Genomic DNA, 10,932 nt, shown 5'->3' with positions numbered 1-10,932 from the left:
GGTGGGCGGGGACGAGCCTTCCCGGAGGATGCCATGGAGTTCGACAAGCCGGTGGTCGGCGGACCCTGCTGGGCGGAGTTGGACACCAGCGACCTGGAGGCGTCCACGCGGTTCTACGCGGAGGTGTTCGGCTGGCGCATGCAGCGCAGCTCCCGGCCGGACTCGGGCAGGCACACCATCGCGCATCTGGGGGACACCGAGGTCGCCGGGATCACTCCCCTGTACCAGGGATCGCAACCGGTCGCGTGGAACGTCCTGTTCGCCGTCGCCGACGTCGACGCGGCGGCGAACAGGGTGGTGGAGGCCGGCGGGACGGTGATCAAGGGCCCGCTGGACGTCGACGACGAGGGCCGCTTCGCGGTGGCGCTGGACCCGTCCGGCGCGGCCTTCCAGATGTGGCAGGCCCAGGGCTTCTCCGGTGCCGGGGTGTTCAACCGGCCCTGCTCGCTGGGCTGGGTGGAGCTCGCCACCCGGAACATCAAAAGGGCCCGGGACTTCTACACGAGCGTGTTCGGCTGGAGCGTCAACGCGTCGGAGTGGTACACGCAGTGGGGTCTGCACGGCGAGGACTTCGGCGGGGTGACGGCGATGCACGACCGGTTCCCGGCCGATGTGCCGCCGCACTGGCTGCCGTACTTCGCGGTCGAGGACGTCGACGCGACCGCGGACGTCGCGGTACGGGCAGGAGCCAAGGCCCTGCTGGAGCCCACGACCGTCCCGGAGGGCGCCCGTGTCGCGGTGCTGCGCGACCCGCAGGGCGCGATCTTCGGCATCTACCGGTCCGCTCAGGAAATCCAGGAGGACCAGGAACGCCGGGAGAGCCAGGAGGGCTGAGGCGTGCGCCGTGACGCCGGAGCGCCTCAGATCCGCAGCGCCCCCGGGCGGCCCTCCAGGCGGCCCAGCAGCTCGCCGAGCAGCGCGGCCAGCTCGCCCTGCCCCTCGCCGTCCAGTCCGGACAGGGCGGCCCTTTCGTAGGCGAGCTGCTCCGGCAGGACGCCGTCGACCAGGGCGCGTCCGGCGTCCGTGAGACGGACGTGGGCGACACGGCGGTCGCGGGGATCGCCGCGGCGCTCCACGAGGCCGCGTTCGGTGAGCTGCTTCAGGCGCTTGGTGACGGCGGCTCCCGAGGAGAACGTCTCGCGGGCCAGTTCGCTCGGGGTGAGCTCGCGTCCGGTGCGGCGCAGCGCCCCGAGCAGGTCGAACTCGGGACGGCTGAGCCCCGCCCGGCGCAGCGGCGCGTCCTCGGCCTGCTGGAACAGCGCGGCGCAGCGGTTGATCCGGCCGATGATCTCCATCGGCGCGGTGTCCAGGTCGGGGTGGACGGCCCGCCACTGGCGGACGACACCGGCGACGGTGTCGTCGTGGGCGGTGCCGGACGCCGCGCCCGGCACGCCTCCCGCGCCGGGCGTCCGCTCACGCGCCGCCTCCGCGCCCACCGCTCCCGTCCGAGCCGGCCGTCCGTTCCTCGCCGTCATGGCCGTAGGTCCTCCGTCGTCACGTCCGTACTGGTCGCCGGGGCGTGCGGGCCCTGGCGTCGTATCGCCGCAGCGAGCGTACGGTGTGCGGACTGCTCGGCGAGCACCACCCGCTCCTGGGGCAGGGGGCGCTGCCACCACTCGCCGGACGCGGCGTCGACGGTGGCCCGCAGGTCGACCAGCGCGGAGGCCAGGCCTCGGCGAGCTGATTCCAGGGCGGCGGGCGCCGGCCGCTCCTCGGTGAGCAGGCGGGCGACCCGCTCACGGGCCCGGTCCACGGCGGTCAGCGCGTGCTCGATGCGGTCGCCCGCCCTGCGGTTGGTGACGGCGACGGCGGCCACGAAGCCGACCAGCGCGCCGACGAGGGTGTCCACGGCCCGCTCGGTGATCAGCTCGCCCGGCTCGTGGTGCCCGGCGAACTCGATGATGAGCAGTGCCAGCGGGGTCACGCAGACGCTGCCGAGCCAGTAGTTGCGGCCCATCAGCGCCTCGGCGCCGAAGTTGAAGGCCAGGCAGAGCAGGACGAGCGCGAGGCCGCTGGAGTGCGCGAGCGGGACGACGGCGCCGAAGACGAGGACGCCGGCGAGGTTGCCGACGACACGCTGGATGCCCCGGCTCCAGGTGAGGGTGAGGTTGGCCTGGTACAGGGAGGCGGCGGTGACCAGGGCCCAGTAGGGGCGGCCGATGCCGAGCGCGAGGGAGGCGTAGCCGGCGAGGGCGCAGCCGAGGGCGGTGCGCACCGCGATCGGGGCGAGCGGGCCGAGCAGGCTCCGCCAGGGCCGGCGCGGGGCGCTGATCTCGGCGTCCACGCCGAGGAGTTCGTCGGCGGCCTCCGCCGTCTCACCGGCCTGCGGGACCGGTCCGGTGCCGCGCACCTGGCGGGCCCAGGTCCGCAGCAGGTCGGGGTCCGTGTCCGCGGGGGCGGCGAGCGCGACCTCGGCGCGCACGACGAGCCGCTCCAGGGCGCGCCGGGTCGCGGAGCGGGCGCCGGTGGACAGCAGTGTCTGCCAGGCGGCCTGTACGGCGGCGGCCGCGGCGGCGCGGGTCCGGGCGTGGCCGTCGCCGGTGCCACCGGTGGCGGCGTGGGCGGCGGCCGCGTTCAGCGCCCGGGCGGTGGCGCGGCGCTCCGGGCCGTGCGGGCGCAGCAGTCCGGGCGCCATGCCGACCAGCCAGGACCAGACGCCCGCCGCTACGGCCAGCGCCACGTGGGCCGGCACCTGGCCGAGGGTCTGCGGGGCGAACAGGGAGGCGGAGCTGATGAAGGTGAGGATGACGTTGCCGGGCGGACCGATGCGGGTGGCGTCGCACAGCACCTTCTGCACGGCGGCCATCAGGGCGCCCACGGTGACCAGGACGACCGGGTCAGTGGTGAGCGAGGCCGTGACCAGGGCGAGGGCGAGGCCGCCGACCATGCCGAGCACCACCCAGGCCAGGGCACGGGCCCGGGCCGCGTAGGGGCGGTTGTGGGCGTACAGGGCGCACAGTGAGCCGGCCATCGTGTACATGGCCAGGTCGAGCCGGCCGAGGAAGAGCAGGGTGAGGTTGGGCGGGGCGGCCGAGACGACGGCGCTCAGGGCGGGTTTGAACCAGATGTCCGAGGGGCGCCCGAGCCGGAGTACGCCGGTGAGCGGGAGCCGCCGGGCGAACCGGCCGGCGGGGGTGGGGGTCGCACTGCTCATGACGAACAAGCTTAACAGGTGTTTTACTGGTAAAGCATATCCGGACCTCGGCGATGACCTGCCGCGCTCCGGCGAATGCTCCCCGTGTACCCCTTTGCGCCCGTATGCGCACCGCGTGCCGTGGGCATCGCTTGACCGACGGCCTGCCGCCCGGCGGCGGCCGGGACCCGTCGAGCGGGTCGAGCGGGGAGGTGGGGGGTGCACGGATCGGTTGCGGCCGGCTGGCTGCTGGTGGCGCTGTGCGCGGCGACCGGGGCGTACTGCCTGCTGCGTATGCGCAGCACCGTCGAGGAACAGCGCCGGGCCGCGGGCGGCGAGGCGCTGATGGGCTTCGGCATGGCCGCCATGGCCGTGCCGGCGGCGGTGTTCACGCCGCCCGCGTGGGCGTGGTCGGCCTACGCGGTGGTCTTCGGCGCGGCCGCGTTGCGCGCGCTGTGGTCGGCACGGCGGAGTCCGCACCATCTGCACCACCTGATGGGCGCGTCGGCCATGGTCTACATGTCGGTGGTGATGGCTGCCTCGCCCGGCTCCCCCCACGCACACGGCGGGGCGGGGACGCCACTGGTCACGGGCGCGCTGCTGCTGTACTTCGCGGGCTACGTCCTGCTGTCCGGCGCCCGGCTGGTCCCTGCCGGGGCGGTGGCCGGGAGCACGGTGGGCGGGGGCGCGGGGTGGGGCGACCGGCCGGAGCTGGCGCGGGTGTGCCGGCTGTCGATGGGGGTGGCCATGGTGGCCATGCTGCCGGCCGTGTGAGACGGCCCCCTCCCGGACGGCGGGGGCGGGGGTACGGTGCCGTGGTCTGTGTCACTTTGCCGCGCGGAGCCGCACGCCGGGCAGCCGGCCGCTCATAGGGTGCTCGCATGGTGGTCCCCGCGGTCCTGTTGCTGCTCGGCGCCCTCCTCTCCGTCGCCGCCCCCCGGCTGCTCGCCCGGGCCGACTGGCCGGACCGGGAACCGGTGCTGGCGCTGTGGGTGTGGCAGTGCGTGGTGGCCGCGGTCCTGCTGTGCTGCGCGCTGTCGATGACGCTCAGCGCCGCGGCCGCCTGGCAGGAGGTGCGCGGCCCTGTGTTCGCCACGGCTCCGCGCCCGGTGGTGGAGGCGTACGCGTTCGGCGCGGCGGGAGCCACCGCGCCGGCCGCCGCGGTGGCGCTCGCCTGCGGCGGGTTGTGGAGCGCGGCGATGCTGGTCCGTGAGGTCGTACGGGCCCGGGCGCGGCGGCGCCGGCGGCGGGCCGAACTCCTCGTCCGTGCCCCGCTGCTGCCCGGTGAGGAGCCCGGCAACGACCGGCTCGTCGTGCTGGAGGGAGAGCGGCCGGACGCCTGGTGGCTGCCCGGCCCTTCGCCCCGGCTGGTCATCACCACGGCCGCGTTGCGCCGGCTGAAGGGGCGGCAGCTGGACGCCGTCCTCGCGCACGAGCAGGGCCACGCGCGGGCCCGGCACGACTGGCTGCTGCACTGCTCCTCCGCGCTGGCGGGCGGCTTTCCGCAGGTGCCGGTGTTCGCCGCGTTCCGCGACGAGATGCACCGGCTGGTCGAACTCGCCGCCGACGACATGGCCTCGCGCCGCTTCGGCCGTCTGACGACCGCCCTCGCCCTGGTCGAACTCAACGAGCACCGGGGCGTGTTCGGCCCCTGCCCCACCCCCGGGACCCAGGTCCCCGAGCGGGTGCACCGCCTCCTCACTCCCCCGGCCAGGCTGACGGCGGCCCGCAGACTGCGCCTGACGGCACTCGCGTCGCTGGTTCCGGTGGTGCCGGTGCTGGTGGCGTTCGTACCGGGGCTGAGGGCGCTGGGCTGACCGGTGTTCCCGGCGGCGATCGTCCGGAACAGGGGGTCCGGAAGGCCGAACCGGGCGATGATCACCTCATGGCTGCCGTACTCTTCGATTTCTCCGGAACCCTCTTCCGTGTCGAGCCCACCGAGTCCTGGCTGCGCGCCGTGCTGGACGATGCCGGACTCACCCTGGACGAGCGGGAACTGGCCGGGAAGGCGCGAGCGCTGGAAGAGGCGGGAGCGCTGCCGGGCGGTGCGTCCCCCGTGCGGCTGCCCGAGGGGCTGGCCGGGCTGTGGGAGGTCCGGGACCGCAGCGCCGAGCAGCACCGGGCCGCTTACACCGCCCTCTCCCGCCAAGTTCCGCTGCCCGATCCGGCGTTGCACGACGCGCTGTACGACCGGCACATGACCCCGGCGGCCTGGGCACCCTACCCGGACGCGGCCGAGGTGTTGCGCGCGCTGGGCGAGCGCGGGACCGGCGTGGGCGTGGTGAGCAACATCGGCTGGGACCTGCGCCCGGTGTTCCGCGCGCACGGTCTCGACCCGTACGTCGACGCCTATGTGCTGTCGTACGAGCACGGCATCCAGAAGCCGGACCCGCGCCTGTTCGCGGCCGCCTGCACGGAACTCGGCACGCGTCCCGAGGACGTGCTCATGGTCGGCGACGACCGCCGTGCGGACGGCGGTGCGGCGGCTCTGGGGTGCGGGGTGCACTTCGTGGACCACCTGCCGGTCACGGACCGGCCGGACGCGCTGCTGCCGGTGCTCGACCTGGTCGGCCACCGGGCGGCCTGAGCCCGCCGGACGCGCGCGAGTCCGTCTCGGACGATCCCCCGCGTCGCCCGAGACGGACGGCAGCCCGACCGGACCCCGTTGCCGGGGCCGGTGCGCTCGCGCCGAGTATAGTTGGCTGGCAGCCAGTCAACACAGGAGTTCCGCATGTCTCCGCGCAGCGCCTCGGTCAACGAAGAGCTGCGGCGGCGTTCCCGGGAGCGGCTTCTGCAGGCGGCTGTCGAGGTGGTCGGCGAGCACGGGTACGACGCGACGACGCTCGGCGCCATCGCCGACCGTGCGGGGACGGCCCGCGGTCTGGTCTCCTACTACTTCCCCGGCAAGCGCCAGCTGGTGCAGTCCGCCGTGCACCGGCTGATGCACCGCACGCTTCAGGAGGCGCTGGAGCGCGAGCCGTGCACCGAGGACGGCCGGGAGCNGCTGGCGCGGGCCATCGACGCGATCCTGGGACTGGCCCGGGACCGGCCGGTGCTGATGCGGCAGCACATGGCGGGGATCCTCCAGGCGGAGGGCTTCGTGCAGTGCCCGGAGCAGCAGCGGTTCTCCCACCTCCTGCGGGACACCGTCGCCCGGCGCGGTTCGACGGACGTCGACGCGGACTACCCGATGCTGCGGGCCCTGCTGATGGGCGCCGTCTACGCGGCGCTGGTGCCCGGGGCGCCGATGCCGGTGCCGGTGCTGCGGGCGGAGCTGTTCAAGCGCTACCGGCTCGACTGGGACATGGGCCTGCCGCCCGGGACCCGGCCGCCCGGCGGATCCCGCGACACCGACCTGTCCCGCTTCTTCGCCACCGACCGGCGCCCGGAGCGGTAGTCCGGCAGCCCCCGAGCCGCGGTCCGGCGGCCGGCGCACGGCTCGTCGGCGCGACACGCGGGCCATCCCGTGCCGCCGGTCTCCCCCGGCGGCACGCTTGGTGCGATGCTGGAGCCATCAGCGATCTCCTCCGTTCCGCCGGGGTAAGGAGTTCCGCAGTGCTGCGTGTCGCCGTCGTCGGCTCGGGGCCGAGCGGGTGCTACACCGCTCAGGGCCTCGTCCAGCAGGACCCCTCGGTGTGCGTCGACGTGCTCGACCGGCTGCCGTGCCCGTACGGGCTGGTGCGCTACGGCGTGGCTCCGGACCACGAGAAGATCAAGTCCCTGCAGAACAACCTGCGTACGGTCCTGGAGCACGAGCGGGTCCGGTTCCTGGGCGGCGTGCAGGTCGGCGGCCCCGGCGGGCTGCCCGTCGGGCGGCTGCGGGAGCTGTACCACGCGGTGGTGTACTGCGTGGGCGCCGCCACCGACCGGCACCTCCAGATCCCGGGCGAGGACCTTCCGGGCAGCTGGTCGGCGACCGAGTTCGTCTCCTGGTACAGCGCCCACCCCGACGCCGTGGACGACGGTTTCGTCCGGGGCGCGCGGTCGGCCGTCGTCATCGGCGTGGGCAACGTCGCCGTGGACGTCACCCGCATGCTGGCCCGCGGCGCGGCCGAGCTGAGCCGTACCGACATGCCCGAGGGCGCGCTGGCCGCGCTCGCGGCGAGCNCCGGGTGACCGAGATCCACATGGTGGGTCGGCGCGGTCCCTCGCAGGCCCGCTTCACGACCAAGGAGCTGCGCGAGCTGGGCGCCCTGCCGGACACCGACGTCGTGGTCGACCCGGAGGAGCTGGCGCTGGACCCGGCGTTCACGGACCCCTCGGCGCTGCCCGCCGCCCAGCGCCGCAACATCGAGGTCCTGCGCGGCTGGGCGGCGGCGCCCGCGAAGGGCGGCGCCCGCCGGATCCGGCTGCGCTTCTTCCTGCGCCCCGCCGAACTGCTCGCCGCGGACGGCAGGGTGGGAGCGGTGCGGCTGGAACGTACGGTGCCGGACGGGCACGGCGGCGTGACCGGGACCGGGCGGTACGAGGACATCGCGGCCCAGCTGGTGCTGCGCTCCGTGGGCTACCGCGGAGTGCCGCTGGACGGGCTGCCCTTCGACGCCGGCACCGGCACGGTGCCGCACCGGGGCGGGCGCGTCCTGCGCGACGGGGCCATCGCGCCGGGCGAGTACGTGGCCGGCTGGATCAAACGGGGTCCCACGGGCGTCATCGGCACCAACCGGCCCTGCGCGAAGGAGACGGTCACGTCGCTGCTGGCGGACGCGCCCGCGCTCGTGCGCGCGCAGGTCCCGGACGACTCCGTCCCCGCCCTGCGCGCCGAGGGCGTCGAGCCCGTGGAATGGGCGGGCTGGCAGGCCATCGAACGGGTCGAGGCGGCCCTCGGCGCCTCCCTGGGCCGCGGCGCGGTCAAGCTCCCGGACTGGGAGTCACTGCGCGCGGCGGCACGCAGCGGGGCCCCGTAGGGCCGGTCGCCGACGCCTCGCCCGCCCGGCGGCGGGGAGGTGCCCCGGGCAGGCGCTCCCCGAGGTCTTCGGGCGGGCCCCGTTCGAGGCGAACCGGCACCGGGCCCGCGCCCGGAGCGGACGGCGGCAGCCCTACGGCCCGTCGGCCGACGTACGACGGAAACCCGGCACCAGGGCCCCGGCCCCCGGCCGGACCGAGCCGCCGGGACGTACGGAGATCCGACACCAGGACCTGGCGCAACCGCCACCGTCCCCGCACCTGGTCGGCCCGGCCGCCGGTGACACGACCGGAGCCGGACACCAGGGCCCGGCGAGCACGAGCCGCCGGCGGCAGGTGGTCCTCTGCCGGCGGGCCGGCCGGTGTCAGGGTCGGATCGGTTCCAGGGGCCTGTGCTTCGGGAGGAGGCGGACGACCGTCTCCTCCAGGCGGGGCAGGGCCCGCTGGCCCGCCAGGGCCAGGGCGATCGCCGCGGCGACGCCGGCCCAGGCGACGGGTCCGAGTGGGGTGCAGCCCAGGGCCCGGCTGACGCCGGGCGTCTGGATCAGCGCGACGAGGGCGGCCGCGGAGCCCAGGGAGGTCACCCGGACCAGCGGGCTGTCGCGGCGGTCGAGCAGGGTCTGGGCGAGCTGGGTGCCGACCACGGCGCACAGGGCCATCGTGCTGGAGCGGCGGTTGGTGCCGGGTGTGAAGCGGCCGATCAGCCAGGCCGTGAGCGCGCCCAGGCACGTGGTCAGGGCGCGGTGGCGGATCTGCCGGATCAGCGCCTCGCCCAGGACCCCGCCGGCCGCGTCCTCCGGCGTCGCCGACCGCACCCGCTCGCCGTCCTCCTTCGGGGTCACCGCGACCGCCATCGCCGGGAACAGGTCCGTGAACAGGTTCACCAGGAGCATCTGGCGGGTGGACAGCGGCGCGGTGCCCGACAGCAGCGTGCCGAGGAGGCCGAAGCCGACCTCGCCGGCGTTGCCGCCGATCAGGATGGCGATGGCGTCGGCGACGCTGTGCCACAGGGCACGGCCCTCGCCGACCGCGTCGATCAGGACGGTCAGATCGTCGTCGGTGAGGACGATGTCGGCGGCGTTGCGCGCGGCCGCCGAGCCGCGGGCGTTGATGCCCACGCCGATGTCGGCGGCGCGGATCGCCGCGGCGTCGTTGGCGCCGTCGCCGACCATGCCGACCACCCGGCCCGCGTCCCGCAGCGCCTCGACGACCTGCAGCTTCTGCTCGGGCGCGACCCGGGCCACGACGCCTGCGTCCCGCAGCATGCGGGCCCGGGCCGAGCGGTCCGCGGCGGCGAGTTCGTCGCCGGTGACCACGACGGTGTCCTCGGGCCAGCCCAGTTCGGTGGCGATCGCCCAGGCGGTCTGCGGGTGGTCGCCGGTGAGCATGACCGGTCGTACGCCCTCTTCGTACAGACCGCGCACCAGGGCCGTGGACGTCTCGCGGGGCACGTCCGACAGCGCCAGCAGGCCGATGAACTCCAGCTCCCGCAGCTCCTGTTCGAATACCTCCTCGATGTCCTCGTGCTCGTCGAGCCGTCGCTGCGCCACCGCCAGCACCCGCAGTCCGCGCCCGGCCAGCGCGCGCGAGGTGTCGACGGCGTGGGCCGGGAGACCGGCGCAGGCGGGCAGGACGGTCTCGGGGGCGCCCTTGACCACGAGCATGCGGGGGCCGTCCGCGGCACGTCCGACGCCGGCGGCGTATCCGCGGGTGGTTTCAAAGCCGAGTTCGTCGAGCTGCACCCAGTCCGGGTCGGGGCCGGCCGCGTCGAGGACGGCCTCGTCGGTGGCGTGCACCGGCCGGTCGGAGTCTCCGTTGAGCCGTGGACAGGCCCGCGCGGCGACCCGCAGCGTGTCGGCGGACTCCGCTTCGCCGACCGCGTGGACCGTCCCGGCGGCGTCGGACGCCCGCACCACGCGCAGCCGGTTCTCGGTGAGGGTGCCGGTCTTGTCGAAGCAGACGGTGTCCATCCGGCCCAGCGCCTCCAGCGTGCGCGGGGTCCGTACGAGGACGCCGTCGCGGCTGAGCCGCCGCGCCGCCGCCAGCTGCGCCACCGTGGCCACCAGCGGCAGACCCTCGGGGACGGCGGCCACGCCGACGGCCACGCCACCGCTGACCGCCTCGCGGATCGGGGTGCCGCGCAGCAGCGCCAGACCGGTCACCGCGGCTCCGCCCGCCAGCGTCAACGGCAGGGCCTTGCGGGTGAGTTCCTGCAGCCTGGCCTGCACGCCCGCGGCCGGAGGCGTGCGGGCGGCCAGGTGCACGGCGCGGGCGGCCTCGGTGTCGTCCCCGGTGTCGACCACGACGGCCCGGGCCTGCCCGGCCACCACGGTCGTGCCCTCGAAGACCATGCAGAGCCGGTCGGCGACCGCCGCGTGCGGGGTCGGGTCGGTCTGCTTCTGCACCGGCAGCGACTCCCCGGTCAGCGCGGACTCGTCGACCTCCAGACCGTCCTCCCACAGCAGCCGGGCGTCGGCGGGCACCACGTCGTCGCCCTTCAGCTCGATCACGTCGCCGGGCCGCAGCTTTCCGGCGTCGACCGTACGGGTGCCGTCGGCCGGGGCTTCGCCCTCCGGCGGCGCGACGCGCGCCCGCTGCTTCTGCCCGGCGACCAGCCCGGACAGCGCCCGCTCGGCGCGCAGCCGCTGGACGCCGCCGACGAGGGCGTTCAGGTCGAGGGCGCCGACGACGAGCAGGGCGTCCACCACGGAGCCGAGGATCGCGGAGGCCGCCGAACCGACGGCCAGGACCGGCGTGAGGGGGTCGCGCAGTTCGCCGCGCACGGCCCGGCCGAGGTCGTAGGTCCAGCGGGCCGGGGCGAGGACGGGGTGCCGGGTGAGGCGGTCGACGGTCCTGCGGACCCAGTCGGTGGCCTGTTCGAACGGGGTCGGTACGGC

The 10,932-nt window shown here is 75.5% G+C and carries 7 protein-coding genes and 4 pseudogenes; 8 read left to right on the top strand and 3 right to left on the bottom strand.

Features of this window, described 5'->3' with window-relative positions; genetic code table 11:
* The first annotated feature begins 33 nt into the window (after nt 1-33).
* Nucleotides 34-834, top strand: coding sequence for a VOC family protein (locus RH94_RS34235; RefSeq protein ID WP_073952201.1), 801 nt, complete (start codon nt 34-36; stop codon nt 832-834).
* 26 nt (nt 835-860) lie between these two features.
* On the opposite strand, the gene RH94_RS34230 is transcribed toward RH94_RS34235, so the two are convergent.
* Together RH94_RS34230 and RH94_RS34225 are read right to left on the bottom strand one after the other, a co-directional pair.
* A complete protein-coding gene (locus RH94_RS34230) occupies nt 861-1,475 on the bottom strand; it encodes a MarR family winged helix-turn-helix transcriptional regulator (protein WP_073952200.1) in 615 nt (204 codons plus the stop codon).
* Entirely contained in the window at nt 1,472-3,154 is a 1,683-nt protein-coding gene (locus RH94_RS34225) for an FUSC family protein (protein ID WP_073952280.1), read from the bottom strand. Before RH94_RS34225 ends, RH94_RS34230 begins: the two co-directional genes overlap by 4 nt.
* Before the next feature lie 198 nt (nt 3,155-3,352).
* Here RH94_RS34225 and RH94_RS34220 point away from each other — a divergent pair, with 198 nt between their 5' ends.
* From RH94_RS34220 to RH94_RS45545, 7 genes and pseudogenes are all read left to right on the top strand, one after another.
* Nucleotides 3,353-3,907 (top strand): DUF5134 domain-containing protein, encoded by a 555-nt coding sequence (locus RH94_RS34220; RefSeq protein ID WP_073952199.1) that lies wholly within the window; start codon nt 3,353-3,355, stop codon nt 3,905-3,907.
* A gap of 107 nt (nt 3,908-4,014) precedes the next feature.
* Nucleotides 4,015-4,950 (top strand): M56 family metallopeptidase, encoded by a 936-nt coding sequence (locus tag RH94_RS34215; protein ID WP_073952198.1) that lies wholly within the window; start codon nt 4,015-4,017, stop codon nt 4,948-4,950.
* Nucleotides 4,951-5,018: 68 nt separating this feature from the next.
* Nucleotides 5,019-5,720: an HAD family hydrolase gene (locus tag RH94_RS34210; protein ID WP_073952197.1), complete on the top strand. Its 702-nt coding sequence runs from the start codon at nt 5,019-5,021 to the stop codon at nt 5,718-5,720.
* Between the two features lie 144 nt (nt 5,721-5,864).
* A pseudogene (locus tag RH94_RS45560) lies at nt 5,865-6,135 on the top strand (helix-turn-helix domain-containing protein); the annotation flags it as partial.
* 1 nt (nt 6,136) lies between these two features.
* Nucleotides 6,137-6,530, top strand: a pseudogene (locus RH94_RS45555) (TetR family transcriptional regulator); the annotation flags it as partial.
* 158 nt (nt 6,531-6,688) lie between these two features.
* Nucleotides 6,689-7,240 (top strand): annotated as a pseudogene (locus tag RH94_RS45550) (FAD-dependent oxidoreductase); the annotation flags it as partial.
* Between the two features lies 1 nt (nt 7,241).
* Nucleotides 7,242-8,037: pseudogene (locus RH94_RS45545) on the top strand (NADP oxidoreductase); the annotation flags it as partial.
* 363 nt (nt 8,038-8,400) lie between these two features.
* Here RH94_RS45545 and RH94_RS45540 read toward each other — a convergent pair.
* Nucleotides 8,401-10,932 (bottom strand): cation-translocating P-type ATPase (locus RH94_RS45540; RefSeq protein ID WP_234426237.1); only part of this gene is annotated, 2,532 nt, incomplete at its 5' end.

It is taken from the genome of Streptomyces kebangsaanensis (assembly GCF_001906585.1).
Taxonomy (GTDB): Bacteria; Actinomycetota; Actinomycetes; order Streptomycetales; family Streptomycetaceae; genus Streptomyces; species Streptomyces kebangsaanensis.
Note: the sequence above shows the minus strand (reverse complement) of the source record. Positions and strands in the feature narration are given on the sequence as shown.